Source organism: Oceanihabitans sp. IOP_32 (genome assembly GCF_009498295.1).
GTDB lineage: Bacteria > Bacteroidota > Bacteroidia > Flavobacteriales > Flavobacteriaceae > Wocania > Wocania indica.
This window is the reverse complement of sequence record NZ_CP040813.1, coordinates 1,908,960-1,935,531: the sequence shown is the minus strand read 5'-3', so window position 1 is coordinate 1,935,531 and position 26,572 is coordinate 1,908,960. Positions and strand designations below refer to the sequence as shown.

The following is a 26,572-nucleotide window of genomic DNA, read 5'->3' as shown; positions in this document are numbered from 1 at the left end:
TAATTAAAAATTGGTTTTAGTTAATCTAAATAAGTATTTATGTTTAAGCATAGTAAGCCTTTCGTAAGCATTGGCATACAAATCGTCTTTACTATTAAAAGTGATAAAATTATTGGCTTCAAATTGCTTTAGCTGAACTTCAAAACCGTTTTTATTGAAAACTTTAACAATATCGTCTAAGGTGTGCAACACTAATGGCGTGTTTGCCCACTGGTCTATTTTTTCGATAAAGCGATTGAGGTTAGACAGTTTACTAAAGTCAGTAAAAGTGAAGTAATAGACACCATTCTCGTTTAAATAATTAAAAATTTGTTGTGCATGAGCCTCTAAATCTTCAATAAAAAATAAGACAGAATTACTTACTACGACATCAAATTTTTGAGGCGTTTTGTTTGCAAATTCTTCAGTTGTATAGTAGCTTACAGGTAAATTTTCTTTTCTCTGATTAGCGGTTTTAATAGCCTCTACAGATAAATCTATACCAACAGCATTTTTAAATGGGTACTTTTTGTAAAGGTGTTTTAAAAAAGCCCCCTGACTACAGCCAAAATCTAAGACTGCATAGTCTTTAAAATCTTCTGGTAGATATTCGCTAATGGTTTGTTGCCACTGGTTAAGGTGGCTGTCCTCCATTTCTTGCTCAAGTGCAGCCCCCTCTTTAGTCCATGTTGTGAATGTTTTCATTTTTCGGTTTAATTTAAATTATAAGCGATATGATTTTTACCACAAGTTTTGTGTTGGTAAACATCTACATCTATATTAAACGTGTCTTTTATTGTAGTTTTGTTAATAACATGGTTCGTGGTACCCGATGTTACAATTTGTCCTTGTTTTAAAACAACAAGGTTGTCGCAGTATAAAGCGGCAATATTAATATCGTGAATGGCAGCTAAAACAGTAACCCCTAAGTTCTTTACAATATTCATAATGCCTATTTGGTGCCCAATATCCAAATGGTTTGTAGGTTCGTCTAAAATTATAAAGTCGGCTTCTTGTGCTAAAACACGGGCAATAAGTACACGCTGTTTTTCGCCTCCCGAGAGTGTGTTAAAGAACCTATTTCTGTATGATGTTAAATTGAGTTTTTCTAAAGTTTCATCAACAATTTTCTTGTCTGCTTTAGAGTAGTTTTCTAGGGTTTTTTTATGAGGATATCTTCCCATTTCTACAACTTGCTCTACCGAAAAATCGAATTGACTACCACTTTCTTGAGCTAATACTGCAATTTTTCTAGCGCGTTCTTTTCTTGGCATTGTCAGCAGATTTTTGTTTTCGAAAAAAACACTGCCTTTATCTGGTGTGTTTACACCGTAAATACATTTTAGAAGCGTAGACTTTCCTGCTCCGTTTGGACCTAAAACACCAATGAAGGAATTTGCTTCCACATCTAAACTAATATCACTTAGAATATTAGTATTGGCAGTTTTAAAGCTTAGATTTTCTATACTTAGTTTCATGATTTACTTTTTTTAAAAGAATAGTTAGAACGTGTTAACATCCATAAAAAGAAAGGGCCTCCTATTAGCGACGTGATAATACCGATAGGAAGATCTTTTGGGTAAATAATATTTTTTGCAAAAAGATCGCAGCACAGTAAAAAAATTGCGCCTATAATACTAGATAGTATCAGGAGCTTTTTATGATTATTTCCACAAACCAATCGGGTTAAATGTGGCACAACCAGCCCCACAAAACCAATGGCACCTGTAACGGCCACTAAAACCGAGGTAAGTAGTGAGGTAAGAATAACTACTATAGATTTAATAACATTAACATTCATGCCCAACATAATGGCATTGTCGTCTCCAAAAAGCAATAAGTCTAAAGATTTTGAAATACCCACAGATAAAATTAGCGTAATTAGAAGGGCAATTAAAGGAAGTAATAAAACGCTCCAAGTCGCTCCACCAAGACTTCCCATACTCCAAAATAAAGCCGATTTAACTTGATTAGAATTTTCTGCCATAGAAATTAACAAATCGGTTAATGCCGAAAAAATTGTTGAAATGGCAAGTCCGCTTAAAATGAGTCGGGTTGTAGAAGAACTTTTGCCATATTGTGTGCCAATTACAAAAATTAAAATACTACAAACGATGGCTCCTAAAAATGCGCCACCTGTAACCGAGGCAATACCTACCGATGCACCACCTATTATGATAATAAAAACGGCTCCCGTAGAAGCCCCAGACGCTAAACCTAAAATATACGGGTCGGCTATCGGGTTTTTAGTAACACTTTGCATAAGTACACCACAAACAGATAAACCAGCTCCACAGATAATAGCAAGTAAGGCTCTTGGGATTCTAATTTCCCATATTATCGTCTCGATAAGGGGTTTCCATTCTGGATGAAAAATTTCTGAAGCAAAAATTTTATTGACACTTATCTTATATGCCATTAAAGGACTTATATTGGTTGCAAAAGCACCAATAGATAAAATAAATAGCACACAGAGTATAAGAGAAAATGTAATAATATAATATTTCATTAATTTAAACCTTGTTTATCAAATAAAGAGTGGAAACAGAAGCCAAAATGGATTTCAAAATATAAAACACTAATAACGGTAGTGGAATAAACTATTTATAAAACAATTTATTCATTTTAATAATCACATCAATATTTCTAATACCTGGCGCCACATTGGCAAGAAGCAACGCGTGTATGTTGTTGTTTTTTATTGCGCTTACGTTTTTTAATGCAGGATGACTTTTTAAAAAGTTAATTTTATCTTCACCAGAAACCCCGTCGGCGGTTACATATACAAAAATGATGTCTGGATCTTTTTCTACAATACTTTCATAAGACACCATTTCGTAGTTATTAGTGAGCTCTTTGTATATATTTACGCCATTCGCTTCTTCAATTAAATTACTCACTAAAGCACTTGCAACATAAGCTCCATTATCAAGGGTTCCCATAACAACGGCCTTAACCTTTTTGTTTTCTGGAGCGGTTTTAAAGCTGGTTTTTGCTTCTGCTAATTTATCTTTCAATTCTTTTACAAGAGTATTTGCCTGGTCTTCTACATTAAAAATTTTACCAAGTTCTATAAAGTCGCTGTATACCGTTTCTAGCGTTGCATTACTTTTAATAGAATTTAAAACATAAGGATAAATGTTATTTTGTAACAGTTCTTGAGCATCACCAGTAGTTTGTGGCTTAATGGCATCGCTCCAGCCAGAAACAAAATCGGGATTAAGTAATAAAAAGGCTTCTTTAGAGATCATGCTGTGATGCCCTTGCATTTTATTAGGTATTTTATCGTAGGCCGCTCTTAAACTTTCGTGTATTTCACCTTCAGAAGTACCTAAAATTATATTGTCTTCTAAGCCTAAGGCCAATAACATTTCTGTTAAAAATTGAGAAAAAATAACTGCGCGCTCTGGCGTTTTGCTAACTGTAACCTCAGCCTTAGTAGTGCCATTATCGAATGTGTAGCTGTAAGATGTACTGGCATTATTATTTTCAATCGAAACTTTGGTGTTTTTAGAATTTTCTTGTTTACAAGACGTTATTATTGTTAAGCAAACTAGAGCTACCAATATTCTTTTTGGTGTCATTAATAAATTTCTAAGCATTATTTTTTAGTTTATTTTAAATAAATTCATAATATTATTTGATGAATTCGTAATACCCAAGCGGTAAAAAATATATGGGTTACACCCAAATTAATAATATTTTTTTACAAATTCGTAATACTCATTGTTCAAAAAATTTTTTTAAGTGCAAATATAGAAAACAATTTACGTATGGTCGGTGCTTTTTTATAATTTTCCTTGAGAATTCTATTTTTTCTTTTAATATAAACCTTTAACCGCTTCTTTTGTTAGATTAGGCATAGCAATTAATAAAATTTATCTTGCGAAGATTTGAAAAAACAAGCGGCTCTCCTACTAGAAACTACAAAACGAGGAGTTGTTTAATTAAACAACATTCAAGTAAGATTATAAAACCGAGTGTAAATTTAAAATTACAAAACTCAGTTTTTTTGTTAAACGAATCTCTTTATTGCTTAATTTAGCCTTGATAATCAATACTCTTAAAAAAATGAAATCATTAAAAAATATTTTTATTGTCGCTGCGCTAGTTCTATTTGCTTTTAGTTGTAAAAACGAAACTAAAGCTGAGATTAAAACGGTTGAAGCAGCCACGGAAACTGCTAAAACACTAGACCCGAATGCAACTTACGCTAAAGCGGAATTTACCATAGACGGTATGACCTGCGAAATGGGATGCGCCAAGACCATCGAGAAAAAAATTGCTAAAATGGAAGGTGTAAAATCTGCCACCGTCGATTTTGAAAAAAAATTAGCTGTAGTAGAGTATAACACCGCTTTGGTTACACCTAGTAATCTTGAAGAAACCGTTACTAAAGTTGCAGATGTTTACAAAGTTAGTAATATGAAAACCATTGAAGGGCTTTAAGTAAAAAAGCCGGCGACACTAAGGATAAAAAGACCTATTGTGCCCAAAATATTCTGCCGAGAAATAAGCTTGCACTGTCCATTGCAAATAAAAGCTTGTATCGTATTTTAGCGTATAAACAGACCTGAAAAATGCTGAATTTAATTGGTGTAAACATCAAATTCAGATTTTTTTATTTATAGAACATATACTAAAGCCCTATTTTTTGTTAGAAAGGGCAATATCAAGCAAACATATAACTTCGAATACCATAAACCAATAAAAAACGGTTATACATATTTAGATGGGTTAAGCTTGAGTATAGTTCTCTCCATCTTTAAAAAACCTGAGGCAATTGCCAGCAAACCTCTAAAACATCCTTAAATTAATTAGCGCCACCTTACCGTCTCCATAATATGCTTTATGTCTTTTTGTAGATAATGGGCGGCTGGGAGAATAGAATCGTAATTAGGCTTAGCATAGAAATATAGCGAACCTGTTAGAAAATGGCGGGTACTGTCGGTCACGTAGAATTGCGCCTGTGAAGCGGCATTGCCTTCAACCTCATAAAACATACCAAAGGTATTATTTTCAGGGCTTTCATAAACAGTTTCTAAAATTCCGTCGGCTTTAATATTGTGTTTTTGGGTAAAATTTTGAGCATCACGCAAAAAAGTGATTAAATTCTTTCGATCGTTTTCAATCGCTTTATAAGTTAAAAATATGGTTCCTTTTAAGGTTGGATATTCTAGGTTAACACCATAACTGCTCGTATTAGACTCTATAGGCTTTAATGCTACCTTAGTCGCTAAGGTATTCACCTCGAATGTAAAAGGAACGTTGATATTAGAGGGCACATATTCGGCTTTGGGATAATCTAACCTTAAATACGCTTTGGGTTTAGGCACTGTAGCTTCTCGACAGGATACACTAAGGCTTAAAATTAGTAATAAATAGAAAAATTTAGCCATTATGTTCTAGTTAATTTTATACGTTTTATGCGTTTATTGTCTAAAGCTTCAATGGTAAAAACGTAGTTTTCAAAGTATATTTTACTGTTTAATTTCGGAAAGCTTTTAGAAATTTCTAAAACAAATCCTGCAATGGTTTCGGCCTCTCCTTTTTGATTTTCGAAAACACTGTCATCTTCAACTTTAACAACTTTATATAGGTCTTTTAAAGCCGTTTTCCCTTCAAAAACAAAGTTATTCTCGTCTAATTTAGAATACATTAAATCTTCATCATCAAACTCATCACTAATATCTCCAACTATTTCCTCAATAATATCTTCTAAAGAAATCAAACCCGAGGTGCCGCCGTACTCATCGACAACCACGGCCAAATGCACTTTTCGCTCTTGAAACTCTGCCATTAAATCATCTAACTTCTTGTTTTCTGGAACAAAAAAGGGCTCGCGCAGTAATGCGGTCCAATCAAACTGTTTTCTATCCAGATAGGGTAATAAGTCTTTAACATAAAGCACCCCTTCTATAGAATCAATATTATCTTTATAAACTGGGATTCTAGAATAGCCATTAGCAATTATATCGGGCATAATATCTGCATAATTAGCTTCTATATTAACGGCGAAAATATCTATTCGAGGTCGCATGACTTGCTTGGTATCGGTGTTGCCAAAAGAGACAATACCTTGTAATATTTTTTGCTCTTCTTTAGTGGTATCGTCTTCACTTGTAAGCTCTAAGGCTTGCGATAATTGATCTACACTTAAATTCGATTTTTGTTTACCTAGTTTTTTATGGATGGCCACTGTAACTCCTCGCATAGGCATACTTATAGGTGTTAAAAGTACATCTAAAACTCCCAAAGGTCTAGCCATAAAAGTGACAAATTTAAGCTTGTTACGACTTGCATATATTTTAGGTAATATTTCACCAAATAATAAAATAAGAAAAGTTACAATAATAACTTCTATGGTAAATTTTAACAAAGGAGAGGTAATGGAACTAAAAATATTTCCACCCAAATACGCAAATAGAATAACGATAGCAATATTTATAAAATTATTAGCCACCAATATAGTAGCTAATAATTTTTTAGGTCGCTCTAATAATTTTGCAATAATTTGAATACGCTTAGAGTTCGCCTCTAAACCTTCATCAATATCGGTTCTTGTAAGTGAAAACAGAGCCACTTCGGCTCCAGAAATAAGTCCAGAAGAAATTAAGAGTAAAAGCAACAGCACAAAACCACCTACAACCGAAAAATCAATTGAATTGAGTAATGCTAAAAAATTCGCGGGGTCAGGATCCAATTAAAATCGTATTAATTAAACAAATAATTATTTAAAACGGTAAATCGTCTAGTTCGTTTTCAGCAGGATTCTTGATTTCAGATGTTCTATCAGAAACTGGATTTTGTGCAGCTGATTTGTTGGCTGCATTAGAATCACTTTCTTTTTTTGTTGATAAAAACGTAAAATCTGTGCAATGCACTTCGGTCGAATATCGATCAAGTCCTTTGTCGTCTGTCCATTTTCTAGTTTTCAAGCGGCCTTCAATATAAACTTTATCGCCTTTACTCAGATATTTTTCACAAATTTCGGCACCCTTATTTCGTACCACTATATTATGCCACTCGGTATTTGTAATACGTTCGTTGGTTTGTTTACTTATATAAGTTTCGTTAGTAGCTATGGGAAAACGCCCTATACAACCTCCACCCTCAAAATAATGCATTTTAACCTCATCACCCAAATGCCCAATAAGCATCACTTTATTTAATGTTCCAGACATAATTTTATGTATTATACCAATTTAGTTTTGAATTGTCGTATTATTAATTTGAATTGTATTTTGTTCAGATGAGATACAAAATAAAAGCATAGCCGTAACTATGGTTTTATTTTATACCGAAATATGAGCGAAAAAGAAACGAATTATAGGTGACATGACATGGCTAATTTGGTATTATTTAACTAATAACTTGCAAAACTACTCTTTTGCTTTTGATAAACTTAAAATTAACAAAAAAATATGACACCCAAAATAATTGTATTAAAAATTAAAGCTTTCTATAAAATTCTCAATAACCATAGGAACAGGAAAATCTTGAATCTTCGAAATAGAAATCCCTTCAGAGTTAAGCCTTGCCACATTAACAATCCAAAATTTAGTATATAAATGCTGATGCGATAATTTATGAACAATAACCTCCTTATTATAGAGCAACAATTCAAAAGGCAGATTTTTCATATAATCTTGAGATTCTACAAGTTTTTTAAATGCGGTATAACTCTGTTCTTCTTGGGTTTCCAAAAGCGGAAATTGATATAAATTCTGCCAAATCCCTTTGCCTTTACGTTTCTCTACCACGGTTTTTTTATCGTGAGAAACAAATACCAAAAAGTTAAAGTGTTTTATTTTTGCTTTAGCCTGTTTTATTTTAACAGGTAATTCGTGCACTACATTTGTATTAAAAGCAATACAAGAGGTGTTTAGGGGACAACTAAAACACTCCGGATTCTTGGGTTTGCATTGCACAGCACCAAACTCCATTATAGCTTGGTTGTAAATCGCAGGCTTGTTTTTATCGATTAATTCTTGAGCTAGGGCTCTAAATTCTTTTGCGCCTTTACTACTATTTATAGGTGTAAACACACCAAAATACCGAGCCAGTACGCGATAAACATTCCCATCAAGCACAGCAGTTACTTCATTAAAACAAAAAGAGGCTATTGCACTAGCGGTATAATCGCCAACCCCTTTTAATTGCAAAAGCGCTTTATAAGTAGAAGGAAATTCACCGTTTAAACCATTAACAATATGCTTTGCCGTAAAATGTAGATTTCTAGCACGCGAATAATAACCAAGACCTTGCCACAACTTTAAAACCTCATTTTCTTCGGCTTTAGCCAAATCAAAAACTGTTGGATATTTTGTAATAAACGCCTCGTAATATGGCAAGCCTTGCTTCACTTGTGTCTGTTGTAATATTATTTCAGACAACCAGATATAATAAGGGTTTTTTGTCTCTCGCCAAGGAAGACTGCGCTTATTTATTGAATACCAAGATGTTATGCTTTTTGAAAAATTCATTAATTTCACAAATATAACGCACAAAAGTAAAGGTTTATATTCTTAAATTTTAATGAATTAGGTTTGAAATATTGAAAATTTAATTCCTATATTTGCATCCCTTTTATAATCTATAATATAACTATAAATAAAAAATTAAAAATGACGAAGGCTGATTTAGTAGCAAAGATTTCTGACAAGTTAGGAATTGAAAAAGGAGATGTTCAAGCAACTATTGAAACATTTATGGAAGAAGTTAAAACCTCATTACAGAGTGGAGATAACGTATACTTAAGAGGCTTTGGAAGCTTTATTATAAAAACAAGAGCAGAAAAAACGGGAAGAAATATTTCAAAAAACACAACTATTAAAATTCCTGCACACAATATCCCTGCATTTAAGCCAGCAAAAGTTTTTGTTGAAGGCGTTAAAACCAATGTAGAAGTAAAATAATAGCACATAAAAACAAATTATTAATTTAAAACACACAATTTATGCCAAGTGGTAAAAAACGCAAAAGACATAAGGTAGCAACACACAAACGTAAAAAACGTAGACGCGCTAACCGTCACAAGAAGAAAAAATAAACCCAAAAAAGTAGTTAGTTTAGCTACTTTTTTCGGTTTTAACAAAAACAAGTTCTTTGAAATGAGTTTCGTAATCATGCATTTTATATGTTTTACAAAACTCCACAGATTTTTAAAATCCTGTGAAATGCCTTATTAAAAAGTTAATCTTCAGTTATTTAGATTAATTAAGGCATCAAATTTGGTGATTAAAAGTGATTTTAATTATCAAATTTAAAAATAATGTATAATCCATCTGTCGCTTATTTTTAAAGCGATGGATTAAAATTAACGAAATGGATAAAGAGTTGATCATCCGATCTAGTTCCGACGATGTTGATTTTGCCTTATTAAAAGATGGAAAACTTATTGAATTACAAAAGGATGAAGATAGTAACGACTTTTCGGTTGGCGATGTGTTTATAGCCAAAATAAGAAAAGCCGTTCCAGGTTTAAACGCTGCATTTGTAAATGTTGGCTACGAGAAAGATGCCTTTTTGCATTATCATGACTTAGGCCCAAAGCTACCTTCCCTTTTAAAATTCACAAAACGTGTAAGCACAGGTAAACTAAACGATTTTTCTTTAAAAAATTTCCCATTTGAAAAAGATATTGAGAAAGATGGCAAAATTGCCGATGTCTTAAAATCCAATCAATCGTTATTAGTACAAATAGCCAAAGAGCCGATCTCGACTAAAGGGCCACGGATAAGTTCCGAGCTCTCTATTGCAGGTAGGTATATCGTTTTAGTCCCTTTTTCAAATCGTATTTCTATCTCACAAAAAATAGAAGATAAAGAAGAAAAAGACCGATTAAAACGCTTGGTTAAAAGCATCACACCGCAAGGTTTTGGTGTAATTGTACGTACGGTAGCACAAGGTAAAAAAGTAGCAGAACTAGATAAAGATTTACAAAATTTGCTTAGTCGCTGGACGGCAATGTGTAAAAAGCTACATAAAGCACATCATCCAAGCAAAGTACTGGGAGAAATGAACAAGGCCTCTTCTATTTTAAGAGACATCTTCAACGACACCTTTACAAGTATTTATGTTGACGATGAAGAGCTTTACTATCAAATTAAAGATTATGTGCAAGAAATTGCACCAAAAAAAGAATCGATCGTAAAATTGTATCAGTCTAAGGTTCCTATTTTTGAAAAATTTGGAATAGAAAGACAAATAAAAACCTCCTTTGGTAAAACCGTTTCTATGGCAAAAGGTGCGTATCTGGTAATAGAACATACCGAAGCCCTGCATGTTATAGATGTAAACAGCGGTAACCGCTCTAACAAAGCAAATAATCAGCAGGATACTGCACTAGAAGTCAATTTAATCGCAGCTACAGAGATTGCACGCCAATTACGACTACGTGATATGGGCGGCATTATAGTAGTCGATTTTATCGATTTAAAAAGTGCAGAAAACCGGCAAAAACTCTTTAATCACCTTCGCGATGAAATGAAGGACGATAGAGCAAAACACAAAATATTGCCTCCTAGTAAATTTGGTTTAATACAAATTACAAGACAACGTGTTCGCCCAGAAATGAATATCAAAACTCGTGAGGAAAATCCAGACGAGACTAGTAATGATACTGAGGTTGAAGCACCAATAGGATTGATACAAAAAATAAATCACGATCTAGAAAAAATATTAAAAAAAGACTACAAAAAGGTGACTTTAAACACACATCCTTTTATAGCAGCCTTCTTAACAAAAGGTTTTCCATCACCGCGTTTTAAATGGTTTTTAGAACACAAAAAATGGGTTAAAATATTACCAAGAGATGCTTACACATACTTAGAATACCACTTTTTCGATAAAGACGGTAATAAAATCAAATAATTAGAAACTGCCTTACTATTTTTTTAGTAAGGTGGTTTTGTTTTACACCATTTCTTGTTTAAAATGACTAAAAAAAGAAAATCAAGATTTTTTTCTCTATAAATAAAACTATATATTTACGTGAACTTAATATCTAATTTATTTAATGAAAAGACTCTCTTATTCTTAAATTGTTAAAAAAATTTCTGCATGATAACTTCCACTTTTAACAATGAATTGAGTATCCTAGAAACAGAATTTAAAGGGCCTATTAGTCGAAAAGAAATTATAGATTATTTAAGCAGCTTTAATAAAAAAAACTGCTACCCCAAAATATTAAAAACAATTATAGATGCAACAGAAGCATCAGCCAAATTTTCTTTTGCAGATATACAAGCATTCAATAAAGAAAAAAATAAGTTTGTAGATAACTACGATTTGCTCATAAGTGCTGTAATAATAAATAACCCTTCAACAGCTGCCATTGGCACGCTTTATGGTGCGATTGCGAGCAATCATAAATACAAATACAAAGTGTTTTCTACACATGAAGCCGCTTTATTTTGGATCAATTCTTTTAGTATTCTTATTTAAAATTCCTGGTAAATTATGCTTTTTTATTAAATGCCAAATTAGCCATGTCATGTCGTCTATAATGTGTTTACTCACATCTTTCTATTCTATAAATAAGTGTTCATGATGTGCTTTGCCGTGCTTTTTGCTCATATTTGTAATAAAAAACACTATAACCAATGCTATGCTTTGGTTTTTTATCTTATCTGATTAAAAAATAACTCAAATTAATATTGTGGTATTTCAAACCTAAACAGGTATCAAAAGAGCGCTTCATTTTTTTTAGTGTTTTTGTTAAGCTATATTTTTGAAATTGGACTATACACACAATACATGTTTTGTCTTTAAAACTCTATAAGTTGGCGCTTTTGTAAACACAATCTAAATTAGATTGGTCTCTTCTTTAATCTATAAAATCTTTTTTACACCCATTAAGCATTCGAATCATCCCAATAAAATAACCTATCTTGCTTATTAGGAATTGCATATAATAACTGTTACCGTCTATACAATTTTAACGCATCCTTATCGTTATGTTAAGTTAAAACAAACTTCATCCAATAATGAAAATTTTTAAAATCCTTTCATTTTTAACCCTAATTGCAACTTTATTGATTTTCAATATGGGTTGTCAAAGCGACGATACACCAAATAACGACTCAGAAGTACCAACTCAAGTTAATTATGTACCCCTACTCCGTTACGATATGGAAAACAGTGCTGTAGGCAACAGTTTTTTAAATTGGACCAAAAGTGTACACGACAACTCCAAATCTTTTTCAGGCGAACAAAGCATAAAAATTTCTACCAATCCGGGCGGCGTATTACCCGATTGTTCTGGTAGCCACAGATTTGCTGGCCGAACACTTTTAGATGAAAATTTACGTGTTCCCCCTGGAAAAACTATTTGGATTCGAATCATGCACTACATACCCAGTTCCTTTAGTTTTGGTTACAAATATGGAGGCGAAGGCGACCGTGCAGCCGCAGAGGCCTGCGGACAAAACAAAGATGGTAATAATCGCGTAAAGTGGTTGGTTATCTCACCTACAAACGGCACAGGTCGAGTTTATTTTAATCCGCAAGCCTATAGAAGAAGCCTGGGTGATGGTTCTGGCACCATGCGCATCATTACCGAATTTGGGCATGGCCTAACCAATCTAGAAGCCAATTTACCGCGAGACCAATGGTTTTCGCTTCAAATGGCAGTTAAAATATCTAGCGAATCCGACGGATTTATTAGAGCTTGGATAAACGATACGTTCTTAGGCGAAATGAACGGCCCAACCATGTCACCCGGATCATCCGTAAAAGATTGGGGCATTGGCGATTATTGGAACGGTGTACCTTGGACAGATGGCAAAGCCGGTCGAACCGATTTTTGGATAGACGACATAATAATTGCCAGTGATTTAGAGGGGTATGGGGCACCAAATACCCTAGACGATGGTGGAAGACCTTATATTTCCACTAAAACAAGAGTATCAGACTTTTAACCTCAATCGTTAGAATGACCAAAAACACCATCCTACTATTAATAATACTATCAATTGCTTTTCTAAATTGCTCAAGCAAAGATGACAACACTATTATAAAAGAAGAAGAACTATCTTTTACACCTTTTTTTACGATGATTTCGAGTCTTATCAAGACGGCTCATCATTATCAAACTCCAAACCTTTCGATGCCGCAGGCAACACCACGGCAAGCACCGAGCAAAGTTATTCTGGCAAAACCTCAGCTAAAATGGAAATTCGCGAAGGCAATAAAGGCGGCTTTGGTAAATGGGGCGGCATTATCCCTATTAAACCCAATATACCAAAAGGCGGAGAATTTTGGGTGAGTTTAAAAGCTTTCTGGCCAAGTAATTTCCAATTTACAGCAAGCCCGTGGATGAAGTTTTTGCGTTTACATAACAAAACAGGAACAGGCAAAAATGGCGGCTATAATGATTTGTATATCCATAAAGCCGATGGTCCCGAATCTGTTTTACGCTGTATTAAAGAAATTCATAACAAATGGAATGTTTATAATGGCGCACCTATACCAAGAGCTACTTGGGAAACTTACGAAATGTATTTGTTTATCGATAATGTACCTGTTGATGATGGCGGTAAAGGCAGAATGCGCATTTGGCGAGATGGTAAAATTATATTCGACCGTACCGATGTGCCTACCATTACAGAAGCCAATGGAGTTATAGATTATTTTTACCTGTTTACCTACTGGAACAACGAGAACCCGCCTAACAACTACATGTATATAGATGATGTAATTATAGCTACAGATGCAAACCCACCCACCAAAAAAGATGAGGATGGCAATTTATTTATAGGAAATTAAACTACATAACAATGAAAAAAAGTATAATACTATTTACAGGGATCTCTAGCTTACTATTTATGAGTTGCAACAGTGATAACGCAACAGAAAATCTAGAACAAAATCCTGAACCCGAAAATGTCCTATTTTACGATTCTTTCGAATCAGCCAATATGTTAACCACAAACGCCGATGGATTCAAGTGGGCTAATAATAACAGAACCTCAATTGTAACCAACGAGGCTGCAGTCTGGAACAATGGAGAAATTAACAATCCTAAACCCGATGGCAGAGATTGGACCCCCAAAGACGGCGCCCATAGCTTAAGATTTCACTACCCTGCAGGAAAAGAATGGGCCGAGCAGCGCTTTAGCCTAGGCGGTGCCTATCCCGAAATATGGTTTAAATATTGGCTTAGAGTGCCTACTAATTTTAAACACGGTGCCAGCAATCCCACCAACCAAAAACTATTCGCACTTTGGATGGACGGTTATTCTACAAAAGGGACAGGCCCTACGGTTATTTGGAATCCCTGGAATGATGGCCAAAATGGTAGCACACTTACTATAGTTTACAAAGAAGGTGGTGCTGGAGGTACTGGAGGACATATGCAATCACAACCTTGGATTAGCTATCCAGAAGACCAAGGCCGCTGGATGCAAATCGTGCTGCGCGCCAAAGCTTCTACAGGTAAAAATACCAACGACGCACTAATTGAAACTTACAGACGATGGGAAAGCGAAGCGGAATTTACACTAATTCATCAATTAAAAGATATCAATATGCCCTTCCCATCAACGGGCCCAAATGGCTGGGCTAAAGGCTATATTATGGGTTGGATCAACCCACCCTATGAAGAACATACAGACTGGCTTATGGATCAATTTACGGTTTCAACAAATAGTTTGTTAAAATGAAAAAACATCTAATAACGCTATGTGTCGCCGCTGCCTTACTTTCTAGTTGTGATAGCACAGAACCACCAAACAATGAGGTAGCAGAACAAGAAGATATCGGTATTATTTTTGCCGACGATTTTAGTAGTGGCGATTTTTCCTTTACTCAAGGCAATGCCAAATGGGGAAGTAAAGTAAGGGTAAGCGTAGTAGAAAAAGACGGAAACCCTGCTGCCAATTTTACATATATTGGAAGTCACGATTTAAGTGAAGATGCTTTTGCCGAATTACGTTTTGATTTAGGTACCGTATATTCTGAACTTTGGCTAAGCTACGATTTGTTTATCCCCTCTAATTATCATCATAGAGATGCCACGAGTTCCGACAATAACAAAATGCTTCGTTTATGGCATACTAAGTATGGTAATGCAGAAAAAGTAGGTGTTTCTGCTTGGCAAAATGGTAAAGGCATGTCTGTTGCCATTGCCGATTGGGCAAAACCCGGTCAAGGTGTAGGTCCGAAGGGTGAGAAAATTGAAGATTTTATCAATGCATCCGATTTAGGAAAATGGATGAGAATTAAAGTATATGCTCAAGCCGCTACAGCAAACAAAAAAGGAACTTTAAAGCTTTGGAAAAACAACAAATTATTAATGAATAATGAGGGCTTGCTGGATAATTATGCGGCGAATGAAAAACATGGCTACCGTTTTGGATATTTATTAGGCTGGTCTAATTCTGGATTCAATGAAGACACACATTTATGGATCGACAATGTTGTTTTTTCTAAGAAAGAATCTATAGATTAAACTACTCCATAGGTCGGGAGGTTAATAAGCTACCGAGAACATTGCTTTATAAACAGGATTGAACTATAAAACGAGTGTTAGGAATTACAACATTAACTAGCTCTGAATCCATAGATCTTAAAAATGTAACTCCTGGTATCCATTTTGGTCTTAATTTTGGATTAGGTTATAAATTCGAGTCTGGTTTAAACTTTGATGCACGATATAACTTAGGGCTAAGCGATATTAACGATATTGAAGGTTCTAATATTAAATCAAGTTTCTGTAGGTTACTTTTTCTAAGCAACAAACACATACATAATATAAAAAGACCAAAGCAATCGTTTTGGTCTTTTTTTGTTTGCATTATAAGAGCTATGACACAAATTTTCGTGTTATAAAACTTTTGTTTTCGCAAAAGTTAAGGCGCTGGATTGGGTATTACCGCATGCACCTCATTTATTTCAGTTAATAGATCTTCACCTAAAACCAACTCGATACTATCAATATTTTCTTTGAGTTGTTCTAAATTAGTTGCTCCAATAATATTACTAGTTACAAAGGGTTGTTGGGTTACAAAAGCCAAACTCATTTGTGCTAAAGACAAATTATGTGCTTCTGCAATTTCTAAATAACGTTTAGTCGCCTCGGTGGCTTGCGTATTAGAATAACGCGAAAACCTTGGAAACAGTTTTAAGCGCGCATTATCTGCCGCCGTTTGCTTTATGTATTTACCCGATAATACGCCAAATGCCATAGGCGAATAAGCCAATAAACCTATGTTTTCTCGGAAAGAGATTTCGGCTAAATCCCCTTCAAAGGTTCTATTTAATAAGGAATATGGATTTTGAATGGTTGCCATTCTTGGTAAATTATTAAATTTAGATTCTTCTAAAAAACGCATGGTTCCCCAAGCTTTCTCGTTTGAAATCCCGATATGACCAATTTTTCCAGCTTTAATTAATTCTTCTAGCGTGTGCAGCACTTCATTAAAATTATCTTGCCATGCCTCATCAGACTGGTGTTGGTAATCTCTTACGCCAAAATAATTGGTATCACGCTCTGGCCAATGCAATTGATACAAATCAATATAATCGGTTTGTAATCGCCTTAAACTATGGTTTACAGCATCTTTAAGGGCTTCTGGTGCAAAGCCATTGGTACGAATATGCGCTGTGTAATCCCCATTACCAGCAATTTTTGTAGCTAAAATCACCTTATCGCGGTTGCCCGTTTTTGCAAACCAATTGCCAATTATGGTTTCGGTATGCCCATATCTTTCTGGAGTTGCAGGTACAGGATACAACTCGGCAGCATCAAAAAAGTTTATACCTCGATCTAAGGCATAGTCCATTTGAGCAAAACCCTCGTCTTGTGTGTTCTGGTTTCCCCAAGTCATGGTACCTAGGCATATTTTGCTAATTTTTATATTGGTGTTTGGTAGTGTTGTGTATTTCATTTTAGTGTTTTTTAATTTGTACTTATCAGTAAGCTGTCATAATCCCACAATACCAAATTAGCCATGTCATGCCGCATATAATTTGTTTCTTTTTCGCTCATATTTCGGTATAAAATAAAACCATAACTCAGGCTATGCTTTGATTTTCTATCTCATCTGAACAAAAAATAATTCAAATTAATAATACGACATTTCAAAACTAAATTGGTATAATTTGTTACGATGCATTGACACTTTTATTTCATTATCGAAACAAATAATTATTTTTATTCAGCGAAATCAGCGAGACAGTTCACTGTTGAGCTGCTATTTATTTCCCATAGATTACAGAGACCTGACTGCAAGCAGGTAGGTCATGCAGATTTTTTAATTTTGTGGCAAAAAACGGATAAACAATTTTAATTATAGGACGCTCAGGCTTACAAACCTTTTGTAAATATAAAAAACCTTTAAAAGAATGATTAGCTTTTAAAGGTTTTTTATAGCACTATAATTTTAAAGACGAGCTCCTAAAGCAGATGGATTACCAAATAGCCTCAAAAGGTTCGTCTTCCAAATTGTTGCGGTTTTTTAATAAAACAATAGCATCTTGGTTAGAAACGCTTTACATAGTATTAAAAATACCACGATATTAATACTCTTTTAATAAATTAGAAAGCTCGTCTAATTTTGGAGTTAAAACAACTTCTATACGTCGGTTTTTTGCTTTACCCTCTGCCGTTTCATTTGTAGCGATGGGTGCATATTCCCCACGACCAGCAGCTGTTAAATTTTCTGGGTTAATAGCGCTGTTCTCTTTTAATATTTTAACGATAGCAGTAGCGCGTTTGGTTGATAAATCCCAATTACCACTTAAATTCCCACTTCCCATATAAGGGGCATTATCGGTATGACCTTCAATTAAAACTGCAATATCTGGATTGTCTGCCAAAACCGCACCTAATTGTTGTACAGCTCTTCGGCCCTCTGCACCTACGGCCCAACTTCCTGAGCTAAATAACAATTTATTTTCCATAGACACATAAACTTTTCCGTCGCGTTGTTCTACCGTTAGGCCTTTACCTTCAAAATCGGTTAGGGCTCTTGAAATGGCATTTTTTAAGGCCGTCATGGCTGCTTCTTTTGCCGCGATTAGACTTTCTAACTCTGCTACGCGATTAGAACGATCTTCTAGTTCTCTTTTTAGCTTTTCTAAGCGCGCATTTTCAGCAGACAATGCTTGCCCTTTGGCCTCTAACTGCGCTAATAACTCCCTGTTTTTCTGAGAATTTGCTGCAATAGCCGCCGAACTGTTTTTCTCTAAAGCACTATACGATGCCTTTAAATTATCTAAATTAGATTTTGTTGCGTTGTAATCGGCTTGTAATTTATCGCGTTCTGCCACAGCTTCGTCGTAAGCCAGTTGAACTTGCTTTAATTCATTTTCGGCACTGTTTTTCGCATTTAAAAGAGCTTCATTTTCCTCAGAAAGCGTTCTATTTTCCTGTTTTAGATTGGCATATTTACTTTCTAATTCTTTATATATTTTAGGTGATACACAAGAGGAAACTAGTGTTAGGGTTAATACAGCAAAAACGATTTTTTTAATCATAACTCTCAAGTTTTTAAAATTTTAAACGAAATAAATTCTATTAATTTTCAATTTCTAACAAAATTGGACAGTGGTCGCTGTGCACAGCTTCCGAAAGTATAACGGCTCTTTTGATGTTTTCTTGTAATGGATTTGATACCATAGCATAATCTAATCGCCAGCCTTTATTATTAGCCCGAGAATTGGCGCGATAGCTCCACCAACTGTATTGTTGTACATCTTTATTTAAAAATCTAAAAGAATCTATAAATCCGCTATCTATAAAGTTTCCGAGCCATTCACGCTCTTCTGGCAAGAATCCTGAAACCCCTTTCATTTTAGGATTATGGATATCAATTTCTTGATGACAAATATTGTAATCTCCACAAATAATTAAATTTGGGAAATCTTTTTTTAGTTCATTTATATAATCCTGAAACTTATCCATGTATTCAAATTTATAATCTAATCTGGCATCGTTGGTGCCCGATGGTAAATATAAACTCATTACAGAAATACCGTTAAAATCGGCTCGAATATTTCTACCTTCAAAATCCATAGATTCTATACCTGTACCGCATTCAACATGGTCGGGCTCCGTTTTACTTAAAATAGCGACGCCACTATAGCCTTTTTTTTGAGCACTAAACCAATAATGGTATTTGTACCCTGCCGCTTCAAACAAACTTAAATCTAACTGCTCCTTATTAGCCTTAATTTCTTGTAAACACACGACATCTGGACCAGCACTTTTTAACCAATCTACAAAACCTTTATTAACAGCTGCACGAATACCATTTACATTATAAGATATAATTTTCATCCCTTTATTTTTCTCGCTTCTAATAAGAAGCATTTGTTTTTTTATTATAAATTAACAATTCCATATTGCAAAAGTATTAGTATTAATACTAGTAAAATGGATTTAAGTCTGCTAAAATAATTAAATACATTAATACTATAAAATTCTGGTATTAGTATTAACAAACACAAAAAGACACAGTGATTAGACTATTTAAATGTTTGCTGAATTAAAAACACCGTATTGATGCTTAATACCAATTTAACTTTGTAATGTCGTGTAAATAAATTGAATTATTTTTTGATTAATTGAAATGAAAAATAAATAGCATAGCATCGTTACGGTAATTATTTTTGATGAAAAGTAAGCAAAAAAGAAGCTATTTATTACGACATTATATGGTTAAATTGGTATAAGATTATATTGTTGACTTTTAAAAAAAAGGAAATCCTAAAATAGATAGTGTGAGATAAAGCAAAAAAGCCCAAACTAAAGTTTGGACTTTTTAATTAATATATTGTAAAATTCCTATAAAAACTGAACGTATTAAATATTAGCTTTCATCAGTTCTCTATTCATACGCGCAATAGTGTCTAAAGAAATGCCTTTTGGGCATTCAATTTCACAAGCTCCAGTATTGGTACAATTTCCAAAACCTTCTAAATCCATTTGGGCGACCATGTTTTTAACACGATCGGGAGCTTCTACTTGTCCTTGAGGCAATAAAGCGTATTGCGATACTTTTGCACCAACAAATAACATAGCCGAAGAGTTCTTACATGTTGCTACACAAGCTCCACAGCCAATACAAACTGCTGCATCCATAGCTTCATCGGCAGCGTGTTTTGAAATTGGAATGGCATTAGCATCCTGTGTGTTTCCAGAAGTATTAACAGATATGTAACCACCAGCATGTTGAATGCGATCAAAAGACGTTCTATCTACAACTAGATCCTTTATTACAGGAAAAGCAGCTGCTCTAAACGGTTCTATTGTAATAACATCTCCATCTTTAAATGAGCGCATATGTAACTGACAAGTCGTTACACCGCGATCTGGACCATGGGCTTGCCCGTTAATATACATCGAACACATACCGCAAATGCCCTCACGACAGTCATGATCGAAAGCCACAGGTGCTTCTCCAGTGTTTATTAATTGCTCGTTTAAAACATCCATCATTTCTAAAAAAGACATGTGTTCCGATATATCAGTAACTTTATATTCGACCATTGCACCTTTTGAGCTGGCGTCTTTCTGTCTCCAAATTTTTAACGTTAAATTCATAATGTCAATCCTATTTATAAGAACGTTGTTTCAGTTCAATATCGTTAAATTCTAAGTGTTCTTTATGTAAAACCGCATCGGCCGGCTCGCCTTTATATTCCCATGCAGATACAAACGCGTATTCTTCGTCATTACGTTTTGCCTCTCCTTTTTGCTCACCCTCTAATTCTACCGATTCTTCTCTAAAGTGGCCACCACAAGATTCGTTTCTTGTTAGAGCATCTTTGGCAAATAACTCTCCTAATTCTAAAAAGTCTGCCACACGTCCAGCTTTTTCTAATTCGGCATTCATTTCGTTTGCATTTCCAGGCACATTAACGTCTTTCCAAAATTCTTCTCGCAGCGCTTTAATTTCAGCCATGGCCTCTTTCAAACCTTTTTCATTACGGGACATACCAACCTTATCCCACATTATTTTACCAAGTTTTTTATGGAAATAATCAACAGATTTTGAGCCTTTATTATTAACAAAGAATTCAATTCTTTCTTTTACTTCATTTTCAACCGCATCAAATTCTGGTGTATTTGTTGGTATTTTTCCTGTTTGGATATCATCTGCTAAATAATCACCAATAGTGTATGGTAAAACAAAGTAGCCATCTGCCAAGCCTTGCATAAGTGCGGAAGCCCCAAGACGGTTAGCGCCGTGATCTGAGAAATTCGCTTCTCCAATACAATATAACCCAGGAACGGTTGTCATTAAATTATAATCTACCCAAACCCCTCCCATGGTGTAATGTGTTGCTGGATAAATCATCATTGGTGTTTCATATGGGTTTTCGGCCACAATTTTTTCATACATCTGAAATAAATTCCCATATTTGGCTTTGATTATGTCTTGGCCCAATTTTATAATCTCTTCTTTTGAAGGATTATTTAAGCCTTTTAATTTTGCTTGTTCTTTTCCGTAGCGCTCAATAGCCGAAGCGAAATCTAAATACACCGCTTCGCCAGTTGCATTAACGCCATAACCCGCATCGCATCGTTCTTTAGCTGCTCGAGATGCCACATCACGAGGTACTAAATTTCCGAAAGCAGGATAACGTCGCTCTAGATAATAATCTCTATCTTCTTCAGGAATTTGTGTTGGTTTTAATCGTCCTTCTTGAATGGCTTTAGCATCTTCTAATTTCGCAGGCACCCATATTCTACCATCGTTACGCAGGGACTCAGACATCAAGGTTAATTTAGACTGATAGTCTCCAGAACGTGGAATACATGTGGGATGAATTTGTGTAAAGCAAGGATTGGCAAAAAACGCTCCTCTTTTATGTACTTTCCAAGCTGCAGTCACGTTAGATCCCATAGCGTTTGTAGACAAGAAATACACATTCCCGTAACCTCCAGTGGCAATAACCACAGCATGAGCAGAATGACGCTCCAGCTCTCCTGTTATTAAATTACGTGCTATAATTCCTCTAGCTTTACCATCAATTTTTACAACATCTAGCATTTCGTGACGGTTAAACATTTCTATTTTACCACGCGCTATTTGACGGTTCATTGCTGAATACGCCCCTAGTAGTAATTGCTGTCCTGTTTGCCCTTTAGCATAAAACGTACGCGATACGAGTACCCCTCCAAACGAACGATTATCAAGTAAGCCACCATAATCACGAGCAAAAGGCACGCCTTGCGCCACACACTGGTCGATAATATTACCAGAGACCTCGGCTAAACGGTACACATTAGCTTCACGGGAACGGTAGTCGCCCCCTTTAACGGTATCGTAAAACAGGCGGTAATCAGAATCACCATCGCCCATATAATTTTTTGACGCATTGATACCCCCTTGAGCAGCAATAGAATGCGCTCTACGTGGAGAATCTTGATAAGCAAACGCTTTAACATTATAACCTAATTCTGCTAAGGTAGCAGCTGCCGATCCTCCCGCCAAACCAGTACCCACCACAATAACATCGATATGACGTTTATTGGCGGGATTTACTAATTCTATATGATTTTTATAGTTTGTCCATTTATCTTTAATTGGACCTTCTGGTACTTTTGAATCTAGTGTTGCCATATCTATGATAATATGTAATTAAGGTGATGGAAAAGTGCAATAAAAATAAATCCTAATGGAATTAAAATTGAATAGATCTTTCCAATGTTTTGTAAAGTTTTCTTTCTTCCAGCTGTGACTCCCATAGATTGGAAAGCCGATGTAAAACCGTGTAATAAATGGAGTGTTAAAAACACAAAGGCCACAACGTAAGCAATAGTTCTCGCCGTGCTGTGAAATTTATGTGTTAACTCCTCGTGGTAACGAAACCCTTTGATACCTTCCATGGTTCCAGACCAATCGCCTTGAATAAATTTCGTGTTAATTTCTGGAAACCAAAAATCTATAAAATGTAAAATTATAAAGGCCAAAATGGCAAGACCACTCCAAACCATGTTTCTGCTCATCCATGAAGAATTTGCCGCCCCGTTATTTCTTGCGTAAGCCACACCTCTCGCTTTTTTATTTTTTAGCTCTAACACAAAGCCCATAACAAAGTGAAATATAACACCAAAAATTAAAACAGGCTGTAATGCAAATTGCACTACGGGATTGGTTCCCATAAAATGAGACACCTCGTTAAAAGCTTCTGCACTAAAAACAGATAAAATATTGATTGTTAAATGTTGAAGTAAAAATATCATAAGAAAAAAAGCTGAAAGTGCCATGGCTACTTTTCTTCCGATTGAAGATTTAAAAAATCCGCTCATTATTTATAAAATTAGTTTATAGTTATACAAAGGTAGCTATGGAAGGCGTTTTAGACAAATAACATTTGGTATGTTTTGCTATTTAGAATCGTTATAATCTATAGCAAGTCAGTCGATTTTAAATTGAGTGGTTTGCATCCCGATTTGTATGGTATATTCGCCTTTTGGCAAATAGTAACGTCCATTATCCGATTTAGTAATCTTCTTTCCGTTACGACTCTCATTTAATGAAGTTTTTACAGCTTCAGAAATACTTAAATCGTAGGCTACCGTATTAAATCCTTTATCTGCTTTTACTTTTATTTGATGTACCTCTAAATTGTTTTCAGATAAAATCGCAATGGTTTGCTCACCAGATTTTTTAACATAGAAATTAATATTAATTGAAGGTTCAACAACCTCAGACCACACCGTAAAACCACTTCCCCAACGGGATGAATGCTTTATATTATCTACATCGAAAAGCACCAGTGATTGTTTTATTTTTGCGACATGCATATCTTGAAAAGGCTTAATATTGGTTTTGTAAATACTTCTGCCATGTGTTCCTAAAAGCAAATCGCCTGTTTCCGGCTGAATTACCATGTCATGAACAGCCACACTTGGCAAGCCTTTGCTAAACGCCTCCCATCGATCTCCGTTATTAAAGGTAACATAAGCCCCATTGTCTGTCCCTAAATACAGAACAGATTCATTTTTAGGATCCTCCCTGATTACATTTACTGGCGAATGCGGGATGTTTGAACTAATATTTCGCCAAGTTTCTCCGTAGTTATCACTCTGGTACACGTACACCGAAAAATCGTCCCAACGGTAGCCATTTAAAGTCACATAAACTCGTTCTTTTTTATGCTGAGAGGCCACAATTCGCGACACCCATAAATTTTGTGGTAAAGTATTGGAGATATTTTCCCAGCTCCCGCCCCCGTTTTTAGTAATATGAATTAATCCGTCGTCGCTTCCTGTATAAATTAAGCCAAATTGAAAAGGCGATTCGCTAATACTCGTTAAAGTGCCATAAGCCACATTACCTTGTTTTTCGCCCTGAGTGAGATCGTTACTAATGGCAGTCCAATCATCGCCTTGATTCATAGAACGCATTAATTTATTGGCACCCAAGTATAAGATATCTTGATTATGAATTGACAACAAAATGGGGGTTTGCCAATTAAAACGGTATGGTCTTTCTCCTAATTTATGTTTGGGTTGAATGTATTTTCGGCTATGATTTGCTCTATTTATTCTAAAATAATTTCCGAATTGATATCCCGTGTAAACCGTGTTAACATCTCGATTATCGATTTGAATATGCATGCCATCGCCACCCATAATACTTTCCCAAGGATTATGCCCTGTTTGCTGCCATCGCTTATCCATAACAGCGTTGTGAGCACCAACCCAAACCCCATTATCCTGTAAACCTCCATATACATTATAGGGGGTTTCGTTATCTACATTTATGGCATAAAACTGCCCTACAGCGGTTACATTTAATTTCTCCCAACTCTCTCCATCGTCATAGCTTATGTTAACGCCGCCATCGTTTCCATTAATTAAATGCCCAGTCTTTTCAGGATTAATCCAGAGTGCATGATGATCGACATGTACATTTTCCTTATTAATCGAGCTAAAGGTTTTACCAGCATCTTTAGATTTTAAAATAGGCACACCCATGATATAAATAGCGGATTCGTTTTGGGGATCTACCCGTATTTCCCCAAAATAATACCCGTAACTATAATACAGATCTTCGATATAATTGTCGTGTGTTTTTTGCCATGTGTCGCCACCATCCATACTTTTATACACTTCGGCGCCAACAACAGGAGTATCAAAAAGTAGCGTGTTTGCGTTTTCTAAATATTTGGCCAAATCGATTGGTTTTATATGGCCACTACGCACTAATTGTTTCACATTTTCAGCTCTGTATTTTTCTTGAAAGCCATTAGTTTTTAAAAACTCGTTAAGTGTTTTATCATCTAACTTCAAAAAAGCAGTCGCGCTCATGGTTTTAAAATCCTCCTTTGTTAAATCTTGTTGTGGACTTTCTGATTTTTCTTTACTACGTCTAAACTGATTGTCGTGTAAGGCATAAATGATATTTTCACTAAAAACGGCTAAACCAATTCTACCCACACCATCGCCAGTTGGGAAACCGCTTGCTGGCGTAGAAATTTTGGTCCAAGTACTTCCCGCATCTGTACTTTTATATATGGCTGAATTGTTTCCGCTTCCTGTAAAATTCCATGCTTTCCTATCTTTGGTCCACGACGAAGCAAACATAATATTAAAATTATTGGGGACGTGTTGCACATCGATTACGCCACTTATCTCGTCGATAAAAAGGGTGTGTTGCCAAGTCTTTCCGCCATTGGTTGTTTTATAGATACCTCGATTATTATTTGAAGAATACAAGTGCCCAGTAACTCCAACAATAACCTCATCTGGATTATTTGGATTGATAAGAATACGACCAATATGATGCGAATCTAGAAGCCCGACATGATCCCAGGTTTTACCATGGTTAGACGATTTTAAAATTCCAATTCCCGCATAACTAGAGCGCGACGCATTGTTCTCTCCTGTACCTACCCAAATCGTGTTTGTTTTCCAATCTACTGCAATATCTCCAACATTTTGAGTAGCAGATGAGTCTAAAATAGGGGTAAACGCACTCCCATTATTACTGGTATGCCAAACACCACCAGAGGCATACGCCACATAAAATTCGGTGGGATCGCTCGGGTTAACATCTAAATCTACCACTCTCCCACTCATTACTGTAGGCCCGATATTTTCGAAAGCTAGGTTTTTAACGATGGAGTTTTCGGTTAAATCCTTTTTGTTCTCAAGGGCCTGCTGTATTACTTTTGGAGGGCTTGGTTTTTGTTGACTAAAGCCAACATAGAACGAAAAAATAAAGCAAACAAAAAAGTATTGTAGAATACGCATATGGACTAATTTTATATCTTTTAAAATTACGCATTCTCGTGGTTTTAACAAAACTTTTATTTAATCGCCAACCCGGAGTGTTTACATTTCACAACCAATAACCAACCTAGGCAGGTAACACCTTTAATGCTTCATCCTCAATGATCAATCTAAAACCTGTTTCGCTTCAATAATACACGAACGTTTTAAACAGAAAAAACATAAAACCCCACTTTTCATAATAAAAACAAGAAGCAAGAAAATTAATTAAAAAAAAACGAGTAGACAGAAGCAAACTACTGTCATATTCAATTCTATCAAATCATACTTATGGATATACTTATAATTATTATTACTTTTATGCACTAAAACAACTCGTATCATGAAACATCCCTA

General features: G+C 35.2%; 23 protein-coding genes. 8 read left to right on the top strand and 15 right to left on the bottom strand.

Annotated features, from left to right (window positions below):
- Nucleotides 1-3: 3 nt before the first annotated feature.
- The 4 genes from FEZ18_RS08025 to FEZ18_RS08010 form a co-directional block, all read right to left on the bottom strand.
- Nucleotides 4-684, bottom strand: coding sequence for a class I SAM-dependent methyltransferase (locus FEZ18_RS08025; RefSeq protein ID WP_153267847.1), 681 nt, complete (start codon nucleotides 682-684; stop codon nucleotides 4-6).
- Nucleotides 685-692: 8 nt separating this feature from the next.
- The gene (locus FEZ18_RS08020; protein ID WP_153267846.1) at nucleotides 693-1,457 is read right to left on the bottom strand and encodes an ABC transporter ATP-binding protein; all 765 of its coding nucleotides are present in this window, start codon (nucleotides 1,455-1,457) and stop codon (nucleotides 693-695) included.
- Nucleotides 1,454-2,488 carry a FecCD family ABC transporter permease gene (locus FEZ18_RS08015; RefSeq protein ID WP_153267845.1) on the bottom strand — a complete coding sequence of 345 codons (1,035 nt, stop codon included), beginning with the start codon at nucleotides 2,486-2,488 and terminating at the stop codon, nucleotides 1,454-1,456. Before FEZ18_RS08015 ends, FEZ18_RS08020 begins: the two co-directional genes overlap by 4 nt.
- A 91-nt stretch (nucleotides 2,489-2,579) precedes the next feature.
- A complete protein-coding gene (locus FEZ18_RS08010; protein ID WP_153267844.1) occupies nucleotides 2,580-3,581 on the bottom strand; it encodes an ABC transporter substrate-binding protein in 1,002 nt (333 codons plus the stop codon).
- 469 nt (nucleotides 3,582-4,050) lie between these two features.
- Here FEZ18_RS08010 and FEZ18_RS08005 point away from each other — a divergent pair, with 469 nt between their 5' ends.
- Nucleotides 4,051-4,428, top strand: coding sequence for a heavy-metal-associated domain-containing protein (locus FEZ18_RS08005; RefSeq protein WP_153267843.1), 378 nt, complete (start codon nucleotides 4,051-4,053; stop codon nucleotides 4,426-4,428).
- Between the two features lie 368 nt (nucleotides 4,429-4,796).
- On the opposite strand, the gene gldD is transcribed toward FEZ18_RS08005, so the two are convergent.
- From gldD to mutY, 4 genes are all read right to left on the bottom strand, one after another.
- Nucleotides 4,797-5,378, bottom strand: a complete 582-nt coding sequence (gene gldD / locus FEZ18_RS08000) for a gliding motility lipoprotein GldD (RefSeq protein WP_153267842.1) — start codon at nucleotides 5,376-5,378, stop codon at nucleotides 4,797-4,799.
- A complete protein-coding gene (locus FEZ18_RS07995) occupies nucleotides 5,378-6,682 on the bottom strand; it encodes a gliding motility-associated protein GldE (RefSeq protein ID WP_153267841.1) in 1,305 nt (434 codons plus the stop codon). The genes gldD and FEZ18_RS07995 overlap by 1 nt, the downstream gene beginning before the upstream one ends.
- Nucleotides 6,683-6,713: 31 nt before the next feature.
- Nucleotides 6,714-7,163: a single-stranded DNA-binding protein gene (locus FEZ18_RS07990; RefSeq protein ID WP_153267840.1), complete on the bottom strand. Its 450-nt coding sequence runs from the start codon at nucleotides 7,161-7,163 to the stop codon at nucleotides 6,714-6,716.
- A gap of 261 nt (nucleotides 7,164-7,424) precedes the next feature.
- Complete coding sequence (gene mutY / locus FEZ18_RS07985) at nucleotides 7,425-8,465, bottom strand: A/G-specific adenine glycosylase (RefSeq protein WP_153267839.1); 1,041 nt, start codon at nucleotides 8,463-8,465, stop codon at nucleotides 7,425-7,427.
- A gap of 123 nt (nucleotides 8,466-8,588) precedes the next feature.
- Here mutY and FEZ18_RS07980 point away from each other — a divergent pair, with 123 nt between their 5' ends.
- The 7 genes from FEZ18_RS07980 (at nucleotide 8,589) to FEZ18_RS07950 (ending at nucleotide 15,433) form a co-directional block, all read left to right on the top strand.
- Nucleotides 8,589-8,897 (top strand): HU family DNA-binding protein, encoded by a 309-nt coding sequence (locus tag FEZ18_RS07980; RefSeq protein WP_255473345.1) that lies wholly within the window; start codon nucleotides 8,589-8,591, stop codon nucleotides 8,895-8,897.
- A gap of 409 nt (nucleotides 8,898-9,306) precedes the next feature.
- On the top strand, nucleotides 9,307-10,854 hold the full coding sequence (locus FEZ18_RS07975) for a ribonuclease E/G (RefSeq protein WP_153267837.1): 1,548 nt from the start codon (nucleotides 9,307-9,309) through the stop codon (nucleotides 10,852-10,854).
- A 189-nt stretch (nucleotides 10,855-11,043) separates the two neighbouring features.
- Nucleotides 11,044-11,427 carry a PQQ-binding-like beta-propeller repeat protein gene (locus tag FEZ18_RS07970; RefSeq protein ID WP_153267836.1) on the top strand — a complete coding sequence of 128 codons (384 nt, stop codon included), beginning with the start codon at nucleotides 11,044-11,046 and terminating at the stop codon, nucleotides 11,425-11,427.
- A 542-nt stretch (nucleotides 11,428-11,969) separates the two neighbouring features.
- Nucleotides 11,970-12,902, top strand: a complete 933-nt coding sequence (locus FEZ18_RS07965) for a heparin lyase I family protein (RefSeq protein ID WP_153267835.1) — start codon at nucleotides 11,970-11,972, stop codon at nucleotides 12,900-12,902.
- A gap of 250 nt (nucleotides 12,903-13,152) precedes the next feature.
- Nucleotides 13,153-13,749 (top strand): hypothetical protein, encoded by a 597-nt coding sequence (locus FEZ18_RS07960; protein WP_153267834.1) that lies wholly within the window; start codon nucleotides 13,153-13,155, stop codon nucleotides 13,747-13,749.
- 11 nt (nucleotides 13,750-13,760) lie between these two features.
- A complete protein-coding gene (locus FEZ18_RS07955; protein WP_153267833.1) occupies nucleotides 13,761-14,645 on the top strand; it encodes a hypothetical protein in 885 nt (294 codons plus the stop codon).
- Nucleotides 14,642-15,433: a heparin lyase I family protein gene (locus FEZ18_RS07950; RefSeq protein WP_153267832.1), complete on the top strand. Its 792-nt coding sequence runs from the start codon at nucleotides 14,642-14,644 to the stop codon at nucleotides 15,431-15,433. The genes FEZ18_RS07955 and FEZ18_RS07950 overlap by 4 nt, the downstream gene beginning before the upstream one ends.
- 400 nt (nucleotides 15,434-15,833) lie before the next feature.
- On the opposite strand, the gene FEZ18_RS07945 is transcribed toward FEZ18_RS07950, so the two are convergent.
- From FEZ18_RS07945 to FEZ18_RS07915, 7 genes are all read right to left on the bottom strand, one after another.
- Nucleotides 15,834-16,871, bottom strand: coding sequence for an aldo/keto reductase (locus FEZ18_RS07945; RefSeq protein ID WP_153267831.1), 1,038 nt, complete (start codon nucleotides 16,869-16,871; stop codon nucleotides 15,834-15,836).
- A 631-nt stretch (nucleotides 16,872-17,502) separates the two neighbouring features.
- A complete protein-coding gene (locus FEZ18_RS07940; protein WP_153267830.1) occupies nucleotides 17,503-18,462 on the bottom strand; it encodes an OmpA family protein in 960 nt (319 codons plus the stop codon).
- A gap of 40 nt (nucleotides 18,463-18,502) precedes the next feature.
- Nucleotides 18,503-19,264 carry an exodeoxyribonuclease III gene (locus FEZ18_RS07935; protein WP_153267829.1) on the bottom strand — a complete coding sequence of 254 codons (762 nt, stop codon included), beginning with the start codon at nucleotides 19,262-19,264 and terminating at the stop codon, nucleotides 18,503-18,505.
- Nucleotides 19,265-19,789: 525 nt separating this feature from the next.
- On the bottom strand, nucleotides 19,790-20,530 hold the full coding sequence (locus FEZ18_RS07930) for a succinate dehydrogenase/fumarate reductase iron-sulfur subunit (RefSeq protein ID WP_153267828.1): 741 nt from the start codon (nucleotides 20,528-20,530) through the stop codon (nucleotides 19,790-19,792).
- 10 nt (nucleotides 20,531-20,540) lie between these two features.
- Nucleotides 20,541-22,556, bottom strand: coding sequence for a fumarate reductase/succinate dehydrogenase flavoprotein subunit (locus tag FEZ18_RS07925; RefSeq protein WP_153267827.1), 2,016 nt, complete (start codon nucleotides 22,554-22,556; stop codon nucleotides 20,541-20,543).
- A 2-nt stretch (nucleotides 22,557-22,558) separates the two neighbouring features.
- Nucleotides 22,559-23,245: a succinate dehydrogenase cytochrome b subunit gene (locus FEZ18_RS07920; RefSeq protein WP_153267826.1), complete on the bottom strand. Its 687-nt coding sequence runs from the start codon at nucleotides 23,243-23,245 to the stop codon at nucleotides 22,559-22,561.
- Nucleotides 23,246-23,353: 108 nt separating this feature from the next.
- A complete protein-coding gene (locus FEZ18_RS07915; protein WP_153267825.1) occupies nucleotides 23,354-26,197 on the bottom strand; it encodes a VPS10 domain-containing protein in 2,844 nt (947 codons plus the stop codon).
- Between the last annotated feature and the right edge of the window lie 375 nt (nucleotides 26,198-26,572).